General features: G+C 42.4%; 20 protein-coding genes. 13 read left to right on the top strand and 7 right to left on the bottom strand.

Annotated features, from left to right (window positions below; all coding sequences use genetic code 11):
• The first annotated feature begins 50 nt into the window (after positions 1-50).
• A complete protein-coding gene (locus tag DFP80_RS15705) occupies positions 51-1247 on the top strand; it encodes a class I SAM-dependent rRNA methyltransferase (RefSeq protein ID WP_113917760.1) in 1197 nt (398 codons plus the stop codon).
• An 88-nt stretch (positions 1248-1335) separates the two neighbouring features.
• On the opposite strand, the gene DFP80_RS15700 is transcribed toward DFP80_RS15705, so the two are convergent.
• Positions 1336-1992: a histidinol-phosphatase gene (locus DFP80_RS15700; protein WP_113917759.1), complete on the bottom strand. Its 657-nt coding sequence runs from the start codon at positions 1990-1992 to the stop codon at positions 1336-1338.
• 135 nt (positions 1993-2127) lie between these two features.
• Between DFP80_RS15700 and DFP80_RS15695 the strand changes: the two genes are divergently transcribed.
• The 6 genes from DFP80_RS15695 (at position 2128) to DFP80_RS15670 (ending at position 7407) form a co-directional block, all read left to right on the top strand.
• Positions 2128-2613, top strand: coding sequence for an RNA pyrophosphohydrolase (locus DFP80_RS15695; RefSeq protein WP_113917758.1), 486 nt, complete (start codon positions 2128-2130; stop codon positions 2611-2613).
• A gap of 49 nt (positions 2614-2662) precedes the next feature.
• Entirely contained in the window at positions 2663-4951 is a 2289-nt protein-coding gene (gene ptsP, locus DFP80_RS15690; protein ID WP_113917757.1) for a phosphoenolpyruvate--protein phosphotransferase, read from the top strand.
• A 27-nt stretch (positions 4952-4978) separates the two neighbouring features.
• Complete coding sequence (gene lgt, locus DFP80_RS15685; RefSeq protein WP_113917756.1) at positions 4979-5788, top strand: prolipoprotein diacylglyceryl transferase; 810 nt, start codon at positions 4979-4981, stop codon at positions 5786-5788.
• 98 nt (positions 5789-5886) lie between these two features.
• Positions 5887-6372, top strand: coding sequence for a P-loop nucleotide/nucleoside kinase family protein (locus tag DFP80_RS15680; protein ID WP_113917755.1), 486 nt, complete (start codon positions 5887-5889; stop codon positions 6370-6372).
• Between the two features lie 23 nt (positions 6373-6395).
• Positions 6396-6923 carry a GNAT family N-acetyltransferase gene (locus DFP80_RS15675; RefSeq protein ID WP_113917754.1) on the top strand — a complete coding sequence of 176 codons (528 nt, stop codon included), beginning with the start codon at positions 6396-6398 and terminating at the stop codon, positions 6921-6923.
• Positions 6907-7407: a GNAT family N-acetyltransferase gene (locus tag DFP80_RS15670; RefSeq protein ID WP_113917753.1), complete on the top strand. Its 501-nt coding sequence runs from the start codon at positions 6907-6909 to the stop codon at positions 7405-7407. Before DFP80_RS15675 ends, DFP80_RS15670 begins: the two co-directional genes overlap by 17 nt.
• A gap of 80 nt (positions 7408-7487) precedes the next feature.
• On the opposite strand, the gene DFP80_RS15665 is transcribed toward DFP80_RS15670, so the two are convergent.
• Positions 7488-8339 carry a thymidylate synthase gene (locus tag DFP80_RS15665; RefSeq protein WP_113917752.1) on the bottom strand — a complete coding sequence of 284 codons (852 nt, stop codon included), beginning with the start codon at positions 8337-8339 and terminating at the stop codon, positions 7488-7490.
• 164 nt (positions 8340-8503) lie between these two features.
• On the opposite strand from DFP80_RS15665, the gene folA reads away from it, so the two are divergent.
• Positions 8504-9013: a type 3 dihydrofolate reductase gene (gene folA, locus DFP80_RS15660; protein WP_113917751.1), complete on the top strand. Its 510-nt coding sequence runs from the start codon at positions 8504-8506 to the stop codon at positions 9011-9013.
• Positions 9014-9019: 6 nt separating this feature from the next.
• Positions 9020-9439, top strand: a complete 420-nt coding sequence (locus tag DFP80_RS15655; RefSeq protein ID WP_113917750.1) for a secondary thiamine-phosphate synthase enzyme YjbQ — start codon at positions 9020-9022, stop codon at positions 9437-9439.
• Positions 9440-9514: 75 nt separating this feature from the next.
• Here the strand turns inward: DFP80_RS15655 and DFP80_RS15650 are convergent, their stop codons facing one another.
• From DFP80_RS15650 to ilvD, 3 genes are all read right to left on the bottom strand, one after another.
• A complete protein-coding gene (locus DFP80_RS15650) occupies positions 9515-10738 on the bottom strand; it encodes a PAS domain-containing protein (RefSeq protein WP_113917749.1) in 1224 nt (407 codons plus the stop codon).
• A 22-nt stretch (positions 10739-10760) separates the two neighbouring features.
• A complete protein-coding gene (locus DFP80_RS15645) occupies positions 10761-11603 on the bottom strand; it encodes a 23S rRNA (adenine(2030)-N(6))-methyltransferase RlmJ (RefSeq protein WP_113917748.1) in 843 nt (280 codons plus the stop codon).
• A 94-nt stretch (positions 11604-11697) separates the two neighbouring features.
• Positions 11698-13542: a dihydroxy-acid dehydratase gene (ilvD, locus tag DFP80_RS15640; protein ID WP_113917747.1), complete on the bottom strand. Its 1845-nt coding sequence runs from the start codon at positions 13540-13542 to the stop codon at positions 11698-11700.
• A gap of 160 nt (positions 13543-13702) precedes the next feature.
• Between ilvD and DFP80_RS15635 the strand changes: the two genes are divergently transcribed.
• Positions 13703-14923, top strand: coding sequence for an EAL and HDOD domain-containing protein (locus DFP80_RS15635; RefSeq protein ID WP_113917746.1), 1221 nt, complete (start codon positions 13703-13705; stop codon positions 14921-14923).
• 555 nt (positions 14924-15478) lie between these two features.
• Here the strand turns inward: DFP80_RS15635 and fdxA are convergent.
• Positions 15479-15802, bottom strand: a complete 324-nt coding sequence (gene fdxA, locus DFP80_RS15630; protein ID WP_113917745.1) for a ferredoxin FdxA — start codon at positions 15800-15802, stop codon at positions 15479-15481.
• A 130-nt stretch (positions 15803-15932) separates the two neighbouring features.
• Positions 15933-18569: a DNA mismatch repair protein MutS gene (mutS, locus tag DFP80_RS15625; protein ID WP_113917744.1), complete on the bottom strand. Its 2637-nt coding sequence runs from the start codon at positions 18567-18569 to the stop codon at positions 15933-15935.
• A 78-nt stretch (positions 18570-18647) separates the two neighbouring features.
• On the opposite strand from mutS, the gene DFP80_RS15620 reads away from it, so the two are divergent.
• The 3 genes from DFP80_RS15620 (at position 18648) to DFP80_RS15610 (ending at position 22050) form a co-directional block, all read left to right on the top strand.
• The gene (locus DFP80_RS15620; RefSeq protein WP_113917743.1) at positions 18648-19148 is read left to right on the top strand and encodes a CinA family protein; all 501 of its coding nucleotides are present in this window, start codon (positions 18648-18650) and stop codon (positions 19146-19148) included.
• Between the two features lie 104 nt (positions 19149-19252).
• Positions 19253-20311 (top strand): recombinase RecA, encoded by a 1059-nt coding sequence (recA, locus tag DFP80_RS15615; protein WP_206610603.1) that lies wholly within the window; start codon positions 19253-19255, stop codon positions 20309-20311.
• A 158-nt stretch (positions 20312-20469) separates the two neighbouring features.
• Positions 20470-22050, top strand: coding sequence for a coiled-coil domain-containing protein (locus DFP80_RS15610; protein WP_113917742.1), 1581 nt, complete (start codon positions 20470-20472; stop codon positions 22048-22050).
• Positions 22051-22062: the final 12 nt, after the last annotated feature.

The raw sequence follows: 22062 nt of genomic DNA, 5'->3' as shown, positions 1-22062 counted from the left end.
GAATCAAGAGTCTTTATAATAGCGTTTTTTAAATATACAAGGTGAAAATTTTGAGTGTTATTCGACTAAAAGGTCAAGCTGATCGCCGTTTAAGGGCTGGACATCAATGGATATACAGTAATGAGGTAGATACCTCTGCGACGCCATTAAAGCAATTCACTCCAGGGGATCAGGTTGTTGTCGAAACAGCTCAAGGTAAACCTCTTGGGATTGCGACAATCAATCCTAATACATTGATCTGTGGTCGCTTGGTGAGCCGAAGTAAGGATACCTTTTTAAATAAATCGACCTTAGTTCATCGTATAAAGATTGCTTTATCTTTGCGCGAGCTTACTTACCCTGCGCCATATTATCGCCTTGTTTTTGGTGACTCCGATGGCTTGTCTGGTTTGGTTGTTGATCGCTTTGCCGATATTTTGGTTGTGCAGATTTCGACGGCAGGCATGGAGCGAGTGAAAAATGAAATCGTTGAAGCTTTGCAAGATGTGCTGAAACCATCCGCTATTTTGATGAAAAATGATGGCAAGATGCGTCAAATTGAAGGTCTTGAGACCTATGTCGAGGAAGCTTTCGGTACTGTCCCAGAATTGGTTTTTCTACAAGAAAACGGTGTGTTATTCCAAGCGCCTGTTTGGGATGGCCAAAAAACAGGTTGGTTCTATGATCATCGCGAAAACCGTAAAACCATGCAAGGTTATTGTGATGGCAAACGCGTCTTAGACGTGTTCTCTTATATTGGTGGTTGGGGTGTTCAAGCGGCCTCGGCTGGGGCAACAGACGTTACCTTTATTGATGCGTCTGAGAGTGCGTTAAGTCATGTGGATGAAAACCTTAAGTTGAACCAATATGAAGGGGGTTCTAACTTGATGCATGGTGATGCATTTGAAGCGATGCAGTCTTTGATTGAAGACAAAGAACGCTTCGACGTGGTGGTTATGGATCCTCCGGCCTTTATTGCTCGTCGAAAAGATATTAAAGCAGGCGAAGGCGCTTATCATCGTGCTAACCAACTAGCGATGCGTTTAGTTGCAAAGGGGGGGATTCTGGTTTCAGGGTCGTGTTCTATGCACCTCGAAACGGGTCGATTACACGATATTATTCGTAGTAATAGTCGTCAGCTAGAGCGTTTTTCACAGTTAATATATCGTGGAACGCAAGCACCAGATCATCCAGTGCATCCTGCGATTGAGGAAACAGAATACCTAAAAGCAATGTTTTATCGTATTCATAATAATATGGGTTTATAAACTCATTTTGTTTATATGATTTCGTGGTAAAAAGCGCTGTCAGATCTGATTCTGGCTGCGCTTTTTTATATTGCTATCGCTTTGTTGATTAATCTCTTAATGAGATGTGCTGCCAACCACGGTCTTGGGCAATGTTTGTTAATGTCTCATCGGCATCAACAGCAATTGGGTGTGTGACTAGTTCTAGTAGTGGCAAATCATTACGAGAATCACTATAAAAATAGCTGCCTTCCATTGTGTGACCTGTTTCTGCTAACCAATCGTTTAGGCGAGTGACTTTACCTGCTTGGAAACTTGGTACACCCACAATCTTGCCTGTGTAATGATCGTTAATGATTTCTGGCACAGGCGCAATAATGTGATCCATCCCCAAAGCATCGCCAATGGGTCCAGTAACGAATTGGTTGGTCGCGGTAATCATGAGTAAAAAGTGGCCTTGGTCTTTATGATACTTTAGTAAAGCGTCGGCTTTTTCTTGCATCATTGGCTGAATTTTTTCTTGCATGAAGGTGTTATGTAGTTTGGTTAACTCTTTTCTCGAAAACTTGGTTAATGGCTCTAAGCTAAATGCCAAGTATTCATGAATGTCTAGCGTCCCCTCTTGGTATTCTTCGAAGAACTTGTCATTGGCCAATTTGTAGTCTTCGCTGTTTACTAAGCCTTTCTCAACGAGAAATTGTCCCCAAGTGTAATCACTGTCACCGTTTAATAACGTGCCGTCTAAGTCAAATATTGCGAGTGTCACAAGCTGTCCTCAATTCTTCTAAAGTCCGCGAATTATAGCCTTGGAGACAAGAAATAACAGTAGTCTTAATTGTGCGGATGGGGGAATTATGGAACAATGAAACTAATTTATTTTTATATTAAAAGGTGATAGCTCGTGATTGATGCAGACGGATACAGACCGAATGTGGGCATCATACTGATGAACGAGCGTGGCCAACTTCTTTGGGCGAGGCGCGTAGGGCAGAATGCTTGGCAGTTTCCTCAAGGAGGTATCAAATCCGACGAGACGCCTGAAGAAGCGTTGTTTCGAGAGCTTAAAGAAGAAGTGGGCCTAGATCCTCATCAGGTGGAAGTAATTGGTAAAACTCGTGGTTGGCTGCGTTATCGTCTTCCAAAGCGCATGCTTAGACACAATAGTAAGCCTTTATGTATTGGGCAGAAGCAGAAATGGTTTCTTCTTTCTATTCGCTGTCCTGATGCTTCTGTGTGTGTGGATGGAACCGAAGCTCCCGAATTTGATGGCTGGCGTTGGGTAAGTTATTGGTATCCGCTTGGCCAAGTGGTTGCGTTTAAGAAAGATGTTTACCGACGAGCTCTAAAAGAGCTTATTCCTTGCGCACATCGTCGACTGGAAAAGTGATAAACTTGGTGACTGGATGCTGGAGGTTATATAGATTGATGGGAGAGCTATGCTAAGTTTGTTGAGACGTATTACCCAAGAGGTGACCGCCGCGCAGTCTTTATCTGCGGCACTGGATATTATCGTCCGTCGTGTCCGCAGAGCAATGCGCGCAGAGGTGTGTTCTATTTATTTGGTAGATAAAAATACTAAAGAATATATCTTGATGGCAACTCGTGGTTTGAATGCCGATGTTGCCGGTAATGTTAGTCTAAAAGCGAATGAAGGTTTGGTGAGTTTGGTTGGTCGAAGGGCTGAACCTGTTAACCTTGAAGATGCTCATGTTCACCCATCCTTCCATTATTTAAAGGGCTCTGGTGAAGAAAGGTACCGTTCTTTTCTAGGTGTTCCTATCATCCATCATCGACAAGTTTTAGGCGTGCTGGTGGTTCAGCATGAAGATAAACGTCGTTTTGATGAAGGCGAAGAAGCCTTTCTTATTACATTATCAGCGCAATTAGCCGGCGTTATTGCCCATGCGGAAGCAACAGGAGCAATTACTAGCATCAATCCCAATGTTATTCCGAGCGGATCAGACTTTCGTTACAAAGGTATTCCAGGCAGTTCTGGTGTCGCGATTGGTCGTGGTGTTGTGGTGTTTCCCCCTGCGGATTTGGATGTTATCCCCGATCGTATTACGACAGATTTTGATGAAGAGATTCAGGACTTTTATCAAGCGTTGGACGCCGTTAGGCAAGATATACGTCGAGCCAGTAACCGTATCAGTCAACACCTTTCTAAAGATGAAAAAGCGCTTTTTGATGTCTATTTAAAAATTCTTGATGATAACTCTATTGCTGGAGAAGTTGTCCGGAAAATCAAAGAAGGGCAGTGGGCACAAGGAGCATTAAGGCAGGTTATTCAGGCGCATATTCAGCAGTTTAACCGCATGGATGATCCTTATTTACGTGAGCGGGCATCAGACCTCCGTGATCTTGGTCGTCGTATTCTATCCCATCTTCAAGAAAAGGCTCCTAATGTCGCAGAGCGCTTTAGTGAGCCTTCTATTATTATCGGCGAGGAACTCACTGCATCTATGTTGGGTGAAATCCCAATTGATAAGATCAAGGGGCTAGTGTCTGTCATGGGGTCGGGCAACTCTCATGTGGCAATTTTAGCTCGTGCTATGGGTATTCCGACGGTTATGGGAGCCTTAGATCTACCTTATGCACAATTGGATAAAGTCGACCTTATTGTTGACGGTTATTTAGGGAAGGTTTTCACTTATCCTTCTGAGGCTTTAATTGAAAACTATCAGCAAATTGTTGATGAAGAACGGCTGTTAGAAGAAGAGTACGAGACTCTTAAAGATTTACCTTGTGAAACCCTTGATGGCCATCGTTTATCTTTATATGTGAACACTGGCTTGTCCGCAGATATCGCTCGTTCATTGGATCGTGGTGCGGAAGGCATTGGTCTTTATCGCACGGAAGTGCCTTTCATGGTACGCGACCGTTTTCCTACTGAAGCGGAACAGGTGATTATTTATCGTCAGCAATTAGAAGGCTTTGCACCTTCTCCTGTAACAGTTCGGACCTTGGATATTGGTGGTGATAAAGCGCTGCCTTATTTTCCGATAAATGAAGCGAATCCTTTCTTAGGTTGGCGCGGTATTCGAGTCACGTTGGATCATTTGGAAATCTTCATGGCGCAAATTCGTGCCATGATAAAAGCCAGTGCTGGCTTGTATAACCTTAAGATCATGTTGCCTATGATCTCCAATGTAGCAGAAGTGGAAGAGGCCTTGGCATTGATTCGTCGGGGTTACGCTGAAGTTAAAGAAGAAGGCTATGATGTCAAAATGCCGCAGGTTGGTGTCATGATTGAAATTCCTGCTGCGGTTTATCAGGTCAAAGAACTGGCCGAATTAGTCGACTTTGTATCCGTAGGAAGTAACGATTTAACGCAATATTTACTAGCTGTAGACCGGAATAATCCACGTGTGGCAGATTTATATAACTCTTTCCATCCTTCAGTATTACGTGCCTTGCTTAGTATTGTGGATCAAGTGAGAGACGAAGGTGTCGGTTTAAGCGTTTGTGGTGAAATGGCTGGTGATCCGATGGGGGCTATTTTGTTGATGGCCATGGGATATGACGTATTATCGATGAGTTCGACTAGTCTTCCAAAGGTAAAAGCGGTGATTCGCAACATTTCAATGGAACAATCTCAGGTTATGCTTAACGAAGTTATGAAACTATCTCATGCCGAAGCGGTCACACAGACCATGACACGGCTCATGCGCGAAGCCAATATCGAGCGTTTGATTCGACCATCTAAAACCACGAATGTGGAATAATCCCTACCAGAGGTTTGCTTCAATATTATGATTTCATATCCAGACATTGATCCTATTGCCGTATCAATAGGACCAATTTCCGTGCATTGGTACGGTATTATGTACCTAATCGGTTTTGCCGGAGCTTACCTATGCGGCATGTATCGCGCCAAACGCTCTAACGGGCTTTGGACGCCTGAAATGGTGAGTGACGCTATATTTTATGGTGCACTTGGTGTCATTTTAGGTGGTCGAGTTGGTTATATTCTGTTTTATCAGTTTCCTGCATTTGTTGATAACCCACTTATTCTCGTGCGGATTTGGGAAGGTGGTATGTCTTTTCACGGAGGATTATTAGGCGTCATTGTCGCAATGTTCTTCTTCGCTCGTCGCTATAATAAGCATCTTGTTGATGTAACTGATTTTCTTGCGCCATTTGTACCTATTGGTTTAGGGGCTGGGCGCTTAGGTAATTTTATTGGCGGTGAATTATGGGGTAAGCCGACAGACGTTCCTTGGGCGATGATTTTTCCTAATGATCCTTTGCAACTTGTTCGTCATCCTTCGCAGCTGTATCAGTTTGCACTTGAAGGTGTCGCGTTGTTTTGTATTCTGTGGTTCTTCTCGCAAAGAACAAAACCTCGTTATTGTGTTTCCGGTATGTTCCTATTTCTCTACGGTATTTTCCGAATCTTAGTAGAATTTGTCCGCGAGCCAGATATACAAATTGGTTACCTTGCTTTTGGTTGGTTGACAGAAGGGCAGCTCCTGTCTTTGCCTATGGTGATAATTGGTGCAGGTCTAATCATTGCAGGTTTCAAGCTGAATGCTTTTCCAAAAGCGGATGCTTCAAAATAGCTAAAAAGATTTAGAGTTACGATTAAAGCCAGCCTCGCTGGCTTTTTTGTTTTCCTGCTTTTAATCTTGTTGCTTGGCATTATTGAGAAGGATTGCTTATGAAAAATGCAGGAACGCTCACTTATTTCTGTGGAAAAATGGGCGCAGGTAAATCAACTAAGTCTAAAGTTTTATCCGTTGAAAAAAACGCAGTGCTGCTATCGGAAGATGATTGGCTTACAGCCCACTACCCTAATCAAATTCGCTCTTTCGATGATTACTTAACTTTCTCTGCGTTGATAAAACCTTTTGTGAAAGCACATGTGCAGAGTATCTTGCAGACAGGAGCCAATGTGGTGATGGATTTTCCTGCCAATACTGTTAACCAGCGAGCATGGTTCAAGCAATTGTGTTCTGAAGTTCAAAGCCAACACGAGCTTATTTTTCTCGATTTGAGCGATGAGCAATGCCTGACTCAACTTGCAAAACGTCGAGTCGAGCAACCTGAACGAGCTCAGTTTGATAATGAAACAGTTTTCTATCACGTTATTCAATATTTTCAGGCTCCATCCGAAGATGAGGGTCTTAACATCATCAGAAATTAGCTTGTATAAAGGATTTGAGGCGAATGGAACTGCGTTTATTATCTCGATCTGATTTTCGAGCTTTGCTGCAATTTGAAACAGGAAATAGAACGTGGTTTGAAGCACATATCAATCCACGGGAAGTTGGTTTTTACAGTGATGAAGGTGTAAAAAAGCATATTGAAGAACTTCTCTCACAGCACCAAAGAAAAGTCATGTTGCCGATGCTTATTATTGATGACAGTGGTGAAATGGCCGGACGTATCAATCTCACGGATATTAATTTGGTTTTGAGCGAGGCTTATTTAGGTTACCGGATAGGCGAAAATTTTGCCGGACGTGGTATCGCTAAACGTGCAGTGGAGCAAATTATTCAAGTGGCTAATGAACTTAATCTGCAAACGTTAATTGCTTTTGCTTCGGTGGATAACATTGCTTCGCAGAAAGTGCTGGTACACAACGGATTTTTTGATGTTAAGTGTCATGCCAATTTCGCAAAAGTACGAGGTGAAGGCATTGATTGTATTGAATATCATAAATTCGTTAAGGAAAAACATGATGCTCTTGGTTAGAGAGGCGCAAGTAAAAGATGCACTAGGCATAGTCAATATTTTGAACCCAATTATTGAGGAAGGTCTTTTCACCGTGCTTGATATTACTTTTTCAGAGGAAGAGGAAAGGCAGTTTATTCAAGATTTTCCTAAACATGGTGTGTTTCATGTGGCGTTAAATGAAGAGAGTTCAAATGTCGTTGGCTTTCAAAATGTCGAGCCGTTTGCTGCTTATACTCATGCTTTTGACCATGTCGGTGTTATTGGAACCTTTGTTGATGCTAGTTGTAGAAGGCAAGGTGTTGCATCTAGCTTATTTGAGTCAACATTTGAGCGAGCAAAAGCAAAAGGTTATGAGAAGTTGTTTGCCTACGTCAGAGAAGATAACCCAAATGCTTTAGCAACGTATTTAAAGCAAGGCTTTAATGTCGTTGGTGTTGCGAAAAAGCACGCTAAAGTTCGTGAAAAATATATTAATGAGGTTTTGATAGAAAAGTTCTTATAAGCTGAATCAATCCTAAAAAGTCGATGTAAATAACAAACGGCGAAGCCATAATTGGCTCGCCGTTTTGCTTGTTAGGCAGCTTAAACTGAGAAAGGGTAGGCAATGGGGTCGTGGAATTGATAGCCTTCTATTTCGAAGTCGTCCATTGTGACCCAGGTTTCTACGTCTTTTAGTGATTTGATTTCTGGGTTGATTTTTAATGTTGGTAATGGATAGGGCTCGCGTTTCAGCTGTACATCACGCATTAACTCTAGCTGATCTTCATAGATATGAGCGTTTACTATCTTATGAAAGGCTTTGCCCGGTTTTTTACCTGTGATTTGTGCAACGATGGCAAGCAATACATACACTTGAACCATGTTGAAATTAAGCCCTAGTGGTACATCACAGCTGCGTTGAGTACTGTTAAGATAAAGTGTGTCGCCAAGCAATGAAAAGTGGTGGTTATACATGCAAGGACGAAGGCAGGCCATATGAAACGCGCCAGGATGATAAAATGTAAGAATTTCTCCGCGGTTATCTATGCCACGACTGAGATCATCAACAATTTGTTTTAATAGATCGATATGACCACCGTCTGGCTTGGGGAAGTTACGGCCAATGGCGCCGTAGCAAAGTCCCATATCGTCTTCGCCTTTACGATAAGGATTGTTTAGCCAAGTTTGATTTTTGTTGGCATTGGCATCCCATGTTTTTGTACCGAGTGCTCGAAAATCTGCGGCATTATCATAGCCTCTTAAGTAACCGATGATTTCTGCAATGGCAGATTTCCAGTAGCTTTTACGAGTGGTAACGAGTGGAAACTCGCCTTTGCTGACATCATAAGTAAGGTCGGCATTAATAATGGTCAGGCAGCGCTTGCCTGTCCGTTCGTTGTTGACCCACTCACCTTCATTGACGATACGGTTACAGAGATCTAAATACTGTTTCATAAAAATGCCTTGTCTGTTTTGGCCTCGACGAATGCTAGTAATACAGGTTAGGAAATGCAATCTGCATCGTCATGGGTATAATAAATGCCATTGATTATATCAGAAGCCTTTGCTCTTGGATTGTCGGAGCAGAGAAGAGCCAAGATTTTTAAGCAGGTTATTTTATGTTGTCACTTATTGTCGCTATGTCTACGAACCGAACAATCGGTATTAATAATTCTCTACCTTGGCATTTGCCAAATGACCTTAAATACTTCAAGCAAGCGACCATGGGAAAGCCTATTGTGATGGGGCGTAAGACCTTTGAGTCCATAGGAAAGCCTTTGCCAGGTCGACGCAATATTGTCATTAGCCGCGATCCTGCTTATCAAGCAGAGGGGGTTGATGTGGTGATGACGTTGGAAGATGCAATCTCCCTTGGTGAAGATATTTGCTTGGTGAATGGGCAAGAGGAAGTAATGGTGATCGGTGGTGCGCAAATTTATCAATTGGCGCTAGAGCGTGCGGATCGTTTGTACATTACTCACGTTGATGCTGAAGTAAAAGGTGATGCCTTTTTCCCAGAGGTAGATTGGCCGTCTTTTACTCTGATCGGTGAAGAAGCGTTTGTTGCTGAAGGGCCGAATCCATACGATTACCGTTTTTCGGTTTACCAAAGAACCAGCGCAGAGTAATTTGTTATGTGGCAACAAATTGAGTTTCAATTGCCAGCGATGCGTCGAGGTTTTCATTTGATCACTGAGCAGGTGGAAATCGCTTTGTCAAAAATGTCGCCAGTTTCGATAGGGTTATTGCATATTCAGCTGTTGCATACTTCGGCTTCTTTGACGATCAACGAAAACGCCGATCCCTCGGTACGCCGAGATATGGAACGTCATTTTTCTCACATGGTGCCGGAAAATCAGCCTTATTATGAGCATATTTATGAAGGTAGTGATGACATGCCGGCACATATAAAAGCCAGTATGCTGGGATCATCACTGATGATTTCTATTCGTGATAAGCGGTTGTGCTTGGGGATTTGGCAGGGGATCTATTTAGGAGAGCATCGAGATCATGGCGGTGTGAGGCGGATTGTTTTAACACTGCAAGGTGAATAATACTAAGCAATAATATTTGCTAAAAATAAAAACGCCGCATTTAGGAAATGCGGCGTTTTTGTTTGAAAACTCAATTTAGTTAACGACGATTTGTTTACAAGACGCTTGGCCATCTTCAACGGCTTGATTTGCGCTGAGTGCCAATTCTTCAATGGTTTCACCATCTTCTGGAAAGGCGGCTATACCAATACAGAAATCCATTGGGTCTGAGTTACCTTCGAATAAGGTTGACTTCTCATCTTCTGTTGGGTTGATGATGTGTTTTAATAAATTTTTTGCATCTTTGACGCTGGTATTAGGTAGCAACAATAGCAGTTTATCAGGCTCTACTCGTGCTAAAACATCAGCTTCGCGGATCTTTTTATAGATGTAACGGGCTGAGGTTTGAATCGCAATGTTACGAGCTTCCATTGGAAGTTTGCTAAGACGTTCATTGGCATCAAGGTTGATTTTTGCCATGGTTAATGGCGTGTATTGACGTTTTGCTAAGCCCAGTTGTTTTTTAAAATGTGTTAGCGCCGCACCACGGGTCAATAATCCAGTTAATTCATCAAACGTAGCCTGGTTGCGCAAATGTTCTTCTAGAGCTTTTTGGTGGCTGATATCTACCATGAAGCCAATGATTTTTTTAATACTGCCATCAGGACCTTTAGTATAGCTTCTACCACGTTCTTTGACCCAAAGATAATGTTGATCGCCGGTCAGGATGCGGTATTCCACTTCATAATAGTCTTGATTAAGTGCGACATGTTCATTGACGATAGTGGCCAATCTTTTTACATCATCTGGGTGAACGAGTGCATGCCATTCTGCTGTCGAACGTGGTGTTTTATCAAGCGGATAATTTAATAGTGTTGCAATAGATTTCGAACAAGATACTAAATCGGACCCTGTTTCCCAAATCCACAATCCTGCAGAAGATTCAGTGAGTGCGAATTTTAGCAGGGTGTTTTCAGCAGCAGAAAGATCCATGTGGTCAGTATTGTAAACGCAAGCCAAAACTGTATCACCAAGATGGCGCATTTCAAGTTGCATGTTAATGAGTTTATCGCCAACACGAATTAAATTTTCACAGCGCTCGATGCTGCCGTTTTTAACTTTGCTGTTGAGTGCCTGCCAATCATCAAAAGAGACGGCATTTTCGCAAAGAGATTCCCATGTATCTGAAGGGGTCGCATTAAAGTTTTCAAAAAAAATTTCAAAGTTGCGATTGTATGATATCAACTTACCCGTGCTGCTTTCTATTATAAAAGCGGGCGTTGGCATGTACTTAAACGCGAGTTCGAAAGGCGTGTCCATGACGCGCTCCTTTATAATATGGTTATTCTGGGGTGATCCAAGTAATTTGGTAACCTGCATTATTATCTTCTGCTAGTAACTGGCTTAAAGCAGGCAGAAACTCCTTTGCTTCTTTTTCTAAAGTCCAAGGTGGATTGACGATAATCATACCGCTTCCTGCCATGCCACGCTCCTGTTCTGTGTTTCTAATGCAAAGCTCTAGTAAAAGCACATTGCGAATATTCGTTGCTTTTACGGATTTTAATAATTCGTTAGCTTGTAGGCGATTTAAAACCGGATACCAAATAGCATAGGTTCCCTGAGGAAAACGCTTGTAGCCATCCTCTAATGCCTGAACCACATATTGGTAATCTTTTTTGACTTCATAAGGTGGGTCCATTAGCACGAATCCACGCTTTTGTGGTGGTGGCAACATCGCCTTAACGGCGGCAAAACCATTGTCTTTTACAACATTAGCTTTACGCTTATTTGGGAAAAGTGCCGCTAAAATTGGGTAATCGTTTGGATGTAGCTCACATAAGTGTAGCTTGTCTTTTTGGCGAACGTAATAGTCGACCACTTTTGGGCTACCAGGGTAAAGCTCTAAGGTGTCTGTTGGGTTCATTTCTCGGATGATGTCTAACAGATTTTCCAATGGTTCAGGAAGGTTATCTTCGTTAAGCAGTCGTGCTATCCCCGAATGGAACTCTTTGTTCTTTTGCGCCTGCTCAGAATCTAGCGAGTATTGACCAATGCCAGCGTGTGTATCCAAATAGAAAAAAGGCGCGTCTTTTTTTATAAAATGGCGACATATTTGACTGACTGTCAAATGTTTTAAAATATCAGCGTGGTTGCCTGCATGATAAATATGGCGATAGCTGAGCATGGTTTTTCCTGTAATGAGTCATGAGATTTTGAATAAAAAAGGCCGCAGCGCCTATATCTGGCAAAGCGGCCTTTTGCGTATTACTTTTTAATCATTAGTCGATTTGACTAATGTCGCGTACCGCCCCTTTGTCCGCACTGGTCGCAAAGTGTGCGTATACCTTTAATGCTGGAGAAACTTTACGTGGACGTTCGTCTACTGGTTTCCAAGCGTTTGCGCCTTTTGCGTTCATCGCGTTGCGACGAGTTTGCAGCTCTTCATCGCTAAGCAAAACATTGATAGAGCGGTTTGGAATGTCGATCAAAATACGGTCGCCATTTTCAACCAAACCAATTGCGCCGCCGGCTGCCGCTTCAGGTGAAGCGTGGCCGATAGACAGGCCTGATGTACCACCAGAGAAACGGCCGTCGGTTAGTAGTGCACAGGCTTTGCCTAACCCTTTTGACTTAATGTAAGACGTTGGGTAAAGCATTTCTTGCATGCCTGGTCCGCCTTTGGGACCTTCATAGCGAACGATGACAATGTCACCGGCTTCCACTTTATCGTCAAGAATATTCTGAACCGCTTCGTCTTGAGATTCTGTTACGTGAGCACGGCCTTCAAACACAAGAATTGACTCGTCTACACCTGCACTTTTCACCACGCAACCATCAAGCGCGATGTTACCGTAAAGAACGGCTAAGCCTCCTTCAAGAGAGAACGCGTTTTCGATAGAGCGGAAACAGCCGTCTTTGCGATCGCCATCCAGTGAAGGCCAGCGAGTTGACTGGCTAAACGCAGTTTGCGTTGGAATGCCTGCTGGACCCGCTTTGTAGAACTCAATCACTTCTGGTGTTGGTGAGCGCATTATATCCCAAGTTTCAAGCGCCTCTTCTAGGTTTGTTGCATGTACCGTGTGGCATTGGTTATGTAACAAGCCTGCGCGATCAAGTTCACCCAATAAGCCAAAGATGCCACCGGCACGGTGTACATCTTCAATATGGTACTTAGGTGAGTTTGGAGCGACCTTACAAAGTTGTGGAACACGACGGGATAAGTGGTCAATATCCTCCATAGTAAATTCTACATTCGCTTCACGAGCAATGGCTAATAAATGCAGGATGGTATTGGTAGATCCGCCCATAGCGATGTCTAGAGTCATCGCATTTTCAAAGGCTTCAAAATTGGCAATGGCACGAGGAGCCCAATGCAATTCGTCATTTTCATAGTAGCGTTTGGTAATGTCGACAATGCGACGACCTGCATCTAAAAACAAACGGCGACGGTCAGAGTGAGTTGCTAGTGTCGTGCCATTACCTGGTAAACTTAGACCAAGCGCTTCGGTTAGGCAGTTCATGGAGTTCGCCGTAAACATGCCTGAGCAAGAACCACAGGTTGGACATGCAGAGCGCTCGTACTCGGCGACTTTTTCATCCGTTGCCGTTGGGTCTGCTGCGATAACCATGGCATCGACTAGGTCAAGTTTGTTCTCGGACAGTTTTGTTTTGCCCGCTTCCATAGGGCCGCCAGACACAAAAATAACCGGAATGTTTATGCGCATCGCAGCCATTAACATTCCTGGTGTGATTTTGTCACAGTTAGAAATACAAACCATAGCATCGGCGCAATGGGCATTAACCATGTATTCAACAGAGTCAGCGATTAAATCACGAGAGGGGAGGCTATAAAGCATGCCATCATGTCCCATGGCGATACCGTCATCGACAGCGATAGTGTTAAATTCTTTTGCTACACCACCTGCGGCTTCAATTTCACGAGCAACTAATTGCCCCATGTCTTTGAGGTGAACATGGCCTGGTACAAATTGAGTGAAAGAGTTGACCACTGCTATGATTGGTTTTTGAAAATCATCGTCTGTCATTCCGGTTGCACGCCATAGAGCGCGAGCTCCTGCCATGTTGCGGCCTGAGGTGGTTGTCTTGGAACGGTATATTGGCATTATTTTCCCCACAGATTTTTGCTTTATCTTGTTTTATATAGTTGTCTACATGTAATGGCTCCATGTTACCAAGATTATTGTCTATGCCCAATGGCAATTTTTAGGCAATATTGAGACACTGTATGAATGAATACTGATACTTTTATTGAACGGAAACGATATGGCCGAAAATTCACTATCAGCTCACTCTAATGTTGCATTGGCAAGACAGCCAATTGTGGATAGCCGCCTTGCTGTAATGGGGTATGAGCTCCTTTATCGCAATAATGCGCTTGCGACACAGGCCAATGTCATTGATGAAGTTGGTGCAACGGCTCAGGTCATTGCTGCTAGTCTTTTTGAATTAGGTATGGAAAACCTTGTTGGAACAAGCAAGGCATTTATTAATTTTCCTCGTGCCTATTTGCTGAGCCCAAGTGGCATGCCTATCAACAAAGAAAATATTGTGATTGAGGTGTTGGAGGATTCCGGTTTTGATGCGGTCTTACTGTCGTCTTTGCGTCGCTGGGTAAACGCTGGCTGCTCTATTGCATTAGACGATTTTGTATTCAGTAGTAAGTTGACCCCTTTTATTGAGCTGGCAGACTACATCAAATTAGATATATTGGCTTTAGGTCATGATGATTTTCATAAACAATTTGAAGCGCTTAGAGGCTTTAACGTCAAGATTATTGCTGAAAAAGTTGAAACATGGGAAGACTACCAATTTTGTCGTTTGTTAGGCATCGAATATTTTCAGGGATACTTTTTTGAAAAGCCTGAGATGGTGACCAGTAAGGCATCTAAAGTAAACAGTATGACATTGCTTCAGCTAATGTCCTCGCTGTTAAATACCTCTGTTTTAAGTATTGATGAATTGGAGCGGATAGTCAGCCAAGATGCTGGTCTTGTTCATAAATTATTACGTTACTTAAACTCTCCTATTACTGGTTTAGTCGCCTCGGTAGATTCTGTTCGCTTAGCTATCATGCTGATCGGTGTGGAAAAGCTTAAATCATTAACTAATTTATTGTTAATGTCTGAAATGATTGGTGATAGACATGTATTACTGGAGCAAATTATGGTTCGTGCGAAACATGCGGAATTGTTTGCTCATCGTCGAGGCTATAACAATCAAGATAAATACTTTTTAGCCGGGATGTTATCAATGATTGATGTCTGCACCGGAATGAAGCTAGGCGAAGTGCTCGGAGAGTTGCCTTTACCCAATGAATTTATTAATGCGATAGTGCATCGATCAGGAAGAGTAGGTAATACGCTTGATCTAGTCGAGCATTATGGTAATGGTCAAGCCATAAAGAACTCTCAAGATTTAGATGATCTGAAAAAAACCTATTTAGATGCGATTAGGTGGGCTGATGAGTTTCTTGTTATGGTGTGATGAGAGTGTGTTTTCAATAAATCTTGAGTCTTTGTAGTCCTTTTCTTACATGCCTGTAGGTGTTTCCCGTTTGTTATGTGGCTAAATGTCATTCTATTCTGTAGTAGGTTTTTATCTTTTTGATTTATAAGAAAATTTTTATTTTTGGTTTTTTTTTGAAAAGTTGATATATATTTTTTAGCTGGTAAATTGTGTCTTATCCAAACGGAATTCATGGATGAAAAGCGCATGAGGTGCTTAATGAAATACCATTGAGGGTGTTGAGGATTGAACCGGATGTTCGAGAGCAATGGATTGTTCAAAGGAATAACGTGGTTTGATGGAATGCACCATGCGAAAGGATAGTTTGGATGCTTCAGGATGGAGCAAACAGTGATGTTTACTCATCGGAAGAGTCGCTTAACAGGATGTGAGCAAAAAGTAGGGTTGCCAATAGGCGCCCTTTTTTTTGCCTAAAATTTGTCATTTATCAGTTTTTATCGGTATAAGGTGAGGCATAAAAAAAGCGACAATTAAGTCGCTTTTTAATTTTTGCTATTTTACGAGGGCGGTAAGTTAGCGTTCTAAGTGCTCTAATTTATCTTCAACACCATCCCATTGCGTAGCATCGGAAAGAGCATCTTTTTTCTCAGCGATATTTGGCCAGATCAGAGATAAGTCTCTGTTCAGTTCGACAAATACTTCTTGATCTTCAGGCAATTCGTCTTCAGAGAAGATGGCATTGGCTGGACATTCTGGTTCGCACAATGCGCAGTCTATACACTCATCAGGGTTGATAGCCAAAAAATTAGGGCCTTCATAGAAGCAGTCAACAGGACAAACTTCGACACAGTCAGTGTATTTGCAGCGAATGCAGTTATCGGTAACGATGAAAGCCATTCGACTTCTCCTTACAAGCTATAAAAATGATTGCGGGCTATTTTAGAGGTATAGGCCATTTCGCGGCAAGCGACAATCGTCAATATTCTACATTTATCTGCTATTAGCTTATACCAACAGTCGTTTATCATTACAGTTGAGATTTCAATTGGTAGAGAGCGCTAATGGCTTCTAATGGCGTCATATTGTCTATATCCAATTCTTCAATGGAATTTTTCAATGCATTTTGTTCTGCTTGAGCAAACATATCTACTTGTTGAGGTTGATAGTCACACTTGCTTTCTTTGACCTTAGTCTTGGACTGGGTTGAGTCTGTTTTAATTGCTTGGACGTTTGTATCAAACTCAATGCCTGTGATGACTTCCAGCTCTTTAAGCTTTTGTTTTGCATGCCCAATAACATCGCGAGGAACCCCTGCTAATTGCGCAACTTGTAAGCCATAGGATTGGCTAGCTGGGCCTTCATGAACTTTATGTAAAAAGACGATTTCATCTTCATACTCCGTTGCTGTTAAATGGACGTTGGCGGCATTTTCTAGTTGGTCCGCTAATGTCGTGAGTTCAAAGTAATGCGTTGCGAATAATACGTGACATTTTAGCTGGTTGGCTAAATAGTCCACAGCAGCCCAAGCCAATGACAGACCGTCAAAAGTACTGGTACCACGCCCGACTTCATCCATTAATACCAAGCTGTTCTTGCTGGCGTTATTTAGGATGTTGGCGGTTTCTGTCATTTCTACCATGAAGGTAGACCGACCGCCTGCAAGGTCATCGGATGAGCCCATCCGCGTAAAAATTCGGTCTACCACTGAAATCGACGCCGATTCTGCTGGCACAAAACAGCCCGTGTGTGCCAATAAAGAGATTAAGGCGATTTGACGCATGTAGGTCGATTTACCACCCATGTTTGGGCCTGTAATCATCAGTAATGAGCGTTTATCATTTAGATTGAGGTCGTTTGGCACGAAGGGTTCTGAAATCACCGCTTCCACTACAGGGTGACGGCCGCCAACAATGTTAATGCCACCGCGATTGTGTAACTCAGGGCAGGTAAAGCTAAGTGTGCTAGCTCGCTCCGCAAAGTTGTTCAGCACATCAAGTTGTGCCAAGGCTTGGCTGGTGGTTTGTAACTCGCCAAGGATCTCATTGAGTTGTTCTAAAAGTGCTTCGTAAAGTTCTTTTTCTCGAGCAAGGGATTTGGATTTTGCACTGAGTGCTTTGTCTTCAAAGGCTTTTAGTTCGGGAGTAATAAAGCGTTCGGCATTTTTCAGTGTCTGGCGACGAATGTACTCTACGGGTGCTTGGTCAGAATGCAGACGACTAATTTCAATGTAATAGCCATGAACTCGATTAAAACCAACTTTTAATGAGCTAATACCTGTGCGAGCTTTTTCACTACGTTCCATTTCCGCTAAGAAGTCTGTTGCGTTGGTGGATAGCGCTAACAGCTCGTCTAACTCATCATCATATCCTTTTGCAAAAATACCACCATCACGCACAACTGATGGCGGATTTTCGACAAGGGCTTTTGCTAGCCTTTCGGTGATAGTAGGTTGAGCATGAATACGTTGATTGAGCCCTTGTAGTCGCTCAGATGTTGCGTTAGCAAGTAAATTGTTGATTTCTGGGGTCGCTTCAAGAGCAAGTCGGAGTCGCAATAAATCTCTCGGGCGAGCAGAGCGTAAGGCAACTCGTGACAATATGCGTTCTAAATCACCGATTTTTTTAAGCGGTACTTCAAAGGTTTCATACGTCTGGTTTTGCTGTAGCTCCGAAACGACCTGTTGGCGAGCCTGAATTTCATTTAAATCACGAATTGGTGTGTGCAGCCAGCGTTTTAATAAACGACTCCCCATTGGAGTAGAGCATTTATCTAAGACTTCTACTACTGTGTTGCTGGTGCCTCCAGTAAGATTGACGTCAATTTCTAAATTGCGTCGAGTCGCACCGTCTATTAATACCGAGTCATCTTTATGCTCCACCATAATGGATTGAATGTGTGGCAAAGCGGAGCGTTGTGTATCTTTAGCATATTGTAATAGTGCGCCGGCTGATGAGATGGCTGCCGTTAATGATTCACAACCAAAGCCAGATAAATCCTTGGTGTTGAATTGCTGAATCAATTGACGATAGCTAGATTCATAATCAAAATGCCAAGGGCCAAGCTCAGCGACTCCTTTTTCGAGTTTTAGTGCTGCTCGCATCGGAAAATCTTCAGAGATCAAAATTTCTCTAGGGGATAAACGCTGTAGTTCACTAGAAAGCGCTTCGTGACCATCCACTTCGAATAGACAAAAACGACCACTGGCCATATCTAAATAGGAAAAACCAAAAATATCGAGGCCTTTGCGGGATTGATGGGCTAGGGAAAGTAATAAGTTCTCGCGTTTTTCTTCTAAGAAAGCTTCATCGCTGATCGTGCCTGGAGTGACGATACGAGCGATTTTTCGTTCAACTGGGCCTTTACTGGTGGCTGGATCACCTGTTTGCTCTGCAACGACTACCGATTCGCCCATGCGAACCAAGCGTGCAATGTAGTTTTCCGCGGCGTGGAAGGGAATACCAGCCATTGGAATTGGCATTCCTCCTGAATGGCCTCGAGCCGTAAGTGTAATATCAAGCAATTGTGACGCACGTTTGGCGTCATCGTAAAAAAGCTCGTAAAAATCTCCCATACGATAAAAGAGCAGCTGGTTTGGATGCTGTGATTTAAGGCCGAAGTATTGGCGCATCATAGGCGTGTGATTATCTGCTGGTGTTTTACTCATTCGGGAAGCTCGATTGTGATCCAAAAAATAGAGGGGTATTCTACGGGATATTTTCCTAGGATTTAAGGGATAACGATAATGAATCACATGCAAAAAATGACACAGGTCGCACAGCAAGCTGGTGAATTCTTACAAGCAAGCGGGCTGTTGCTCGTCACGGCGGAATCTTGTACTGGTGGCTTAATAGGTGCGGTATGCACCGAAATAGCGGGCAGTTCTGCATGGTTTTTTGGTGGCGTGATCAGCTACGCAAATGAAGCCAAAGTACGTGGCTTATCTGTCAAAGAAGAGACCTTATCATCCTTTGGCGCGGTATCTGAACAAACTGTGCAAGAAATGTGTGCTGGTGCGTTACAATTAGGCGGTGATGTTGCTGTTGCGGTGAGTGGTGTAGCGGGACCTGGAGGGGGCTCACTAGAAAAACCGGTAGGTTGTGTCTATATCGGCTGGCAAGTCTCGGGACAAGAAGCCACAGTCGAGCGATTTGAGTTTCCTGGGGACCGTTCAGCGGTCAGGGAAGCGACTGTTTTGGCGGCATTGAATGGTGTGAAAGAGAGGCTTAAAAGCGGCCAAAAATAATACTGTTTTTATATACAGTATTTCTTGAGATTACCCTAAAAAAACGATAGAGTTACCCACAACGACAATTAATCACAACGAAAAGTAGCCACAAGGATTTCATTATGTCATCTATTGCAGACAACAAGAAAAAAGCGCTGGATGCAGCGCTGTCTCAAATCGAGCGTCAATTTGGTAAAGGCGCCATCATGAAGATGGGTGAAGGAGCCAAGCTTGATATTGATACAGTTTCTACTGGATCGCTAGGTCTGGATATTGCACTAGGTGCTGGTGGTCTTCCTTATGGTCGTATTTGTGAAATCTATGGACCAGAGTCTTCTGGTAAAACCACTCTAACATTGAGCGTGATTGCCGAAGCTCAGAAGCAAGGTAAAACGTGTGCTTTTATCGATGCCGAACACGCTTTAGATCCATCTTATGCAGAAAAGCTTGGCGTAAATATTGCTGACCTTTTGATCTCTCAGCCAGATACTGGTGAGCAAGCGCTTGAAATTGTTGATATGTTGGTTCGTTCTAACAGTGTTGATGTGGTTATTGTTGACTCCGTAGCGGCTTTGGTTCCTAAATCTGAGATTGAAGGTGAGATGGGAAGCTCTTCTGTTGGTGTTCAAGCACGTCTACTTTCTCAAGCAATGCGTAAACTGACAGGTTCTATTAAGAACGCTAATTGTCTTGTTGTCTTTATTAACCAAATTCGTATGAAAATTGGTGTGATGTTTGGAAGCCCAGAAACAACGACAGGTGGTAATGCGCTTAAGTTCTACTCTTCTGTTCGTTTGGATATTCGTCGTATTGGATCTGTGAAGCAGGGCGATGAAGTTATAGGTAATGAAACCCGCGTTAAAGTGGTGAAAAATAAGATTGCACCACCGTTTAAACAGACCGAATTTCAAATCATGTATGGTGCTGGTATTTACCGTATGGGGGAAGTGATTGACTTAGGTGTTAAACAAGGTTTTGTTGATAAAGCGGGTGCTTGGTACGCTTACAATGGTAATAAAATTGGACAAGGTAAGGCCAATGCAGCTCAGTTCTTAGCTGATAATCCTGAGATGGCGAAAGAGATTGAAGCTAAGATCCGTGAAGATTTATTACCAAAAACGGTTAAAGCCGATGGTAAAACTGATGATAAAGAAGCTGAAGCCGAACAGTTAGACTTCTAAATTCTTTTATAAAACACAGTGTTTTTTAAAGCAGGTCTTGTACCTGCTTTTTTTGTTTTTGTGGTGAGTGCGTTAAAAAATGTAGGTTTTATGGTTTCTTGATTCATATCCCTCTATGATTATTTTTTGAGTTTTGCATTTTATAAGGCTGTCATACTATGTTGATTTGGCAATGGGGACTTATTGCGTCGAGCGCACTTTTGTTTGTGGTGCTTGCATTTGTCTTGATGAGGTATTTTTCTCTACGGAAAAAGGTATCAGATCAAGGTGCTGATGATGTGTTGGAACCAGCTGAATCTCATGAAAGCGGTCATGATGCAACGGAAAGTGAAAAAAGACAGTGGCTAGCATTGTTGGAACAACAAAAAAACATATGCGCTCAGCTACTTGTTGAATTACCCAAATCTGATTTTCAGGGGCGTGCAGCTTTGTCCTGTTGGGCTATTTTTTTGGATGTCGAAATAAAAATTATTGAACGTTCAGTGCCTAATTCTGAAGTGTTAGCAATGCTAGAAGCATTCAAAAGTCTTTTGGATAAAGTTGATCATGCCCAAGAAATAGAGGCACTTTTGAAGTCATTGAAAGTAAACCAGTCTTTACTTCGAGAGTTGAATAAAGTGATTCAAAAGGCTGGTGAAAAGGTCTTTGCGCAAGTAAATGTTACATCTGAATTAAACTCACAGCTTGGGAAGCTTCAAAAACAACTTGATATAGAAGCTGAACTTGATGAGTCGCTCGCTGTGCTTCGCTCTGAAATAGCCAGTCTCTATGAGTTTGCAGAGCGTTTGAAACTGCATTTAGCGGAAGTCAAGGAAGAAGGTGATAATCCACTGTATGTTGATGCCTTAGAAGAATATTTGAGTGGTGCAGACCAATCTGATTTTGTGCACTCTGTTCGTTCAGAGTTGGATGAAAAAGTGTCAGATCTTAAGCAACTGGCGGCCTACCAAAAAATAATAATTGCAGATTTAAAACAACAAGTTCGTAAAGTAAAAGTGGACTATGAAGGTGATGGAAAACACATTGGTATTTACGATATTACTATTGTTCGACTAGAGAAGGTACTTTTAGAAAGTAGCCGTGTGGTTAAACGATTAGAAGGTAAATTAGACAGTTTACAGGCCATTAAATACAACCTTAATATTGATAATATTAAGCGTGATGAGGCTCTAAAACAGAAAAAAGCAATGCTTGAAAAGCAGCATGGAAATGATGTTCAAGCTATAGATATTTATGATGTCATGGAGGAAGAACGTAATGCTATGAAAAGTATGGAAGACTTGCTCCATCAGAACTCATTCACCGAAGAGTCAGATGCCTTTGCTAATGAGCAGGCATCAAAATTAAGTTCTTTACGTTTAATGGTAAATGAGTCGGAACTGTATGTGGAAATGCTTGAACGAGATTTGGATAAGGCGAGAATTTTGCGTGAAAACTTAGAGGATAAGCTGCTCCATCCTGAAAAAATTGATGACGAAGTTATAGGTAATGAAGATATTCTAGCCAGTCAAGATCAAGAAGAGGTCGACAATCTTCGTGAGATAAATGAAGAGCTAGAAGAGGAGCGAAAACGTTTAGAAGCAGAGTTGTTTGATAAACAAGACCAGCTAGAAGAATTTGAAGTCTTAGAAAAAAAAGTCAACGAATTGGATGAAAAGATAGAAATAGTTCAAAAAAATTATGTTGATATGGAAGAGCGTTATTTAGCTGCACTCATTGAAAAAGAGGATAACGCATAATATTCAGCTCCA

The sequence above is a fragment of the Marinomonas rhizomae genome, assembly GCF_003315485.1.
GTDB classification, from domain to species: Bacteria; Pseudomonadota; Gammaproteobacteria; order Pseudomonadales; family Marinomonadaceae; genus Marinomonas; species Marinomonas rhizomae.
The sequence above is the reverse complement of the archived record's forward strand: the minus strand, read 5'-3'. Positions and strand labels throughout refer to the sequence as shown.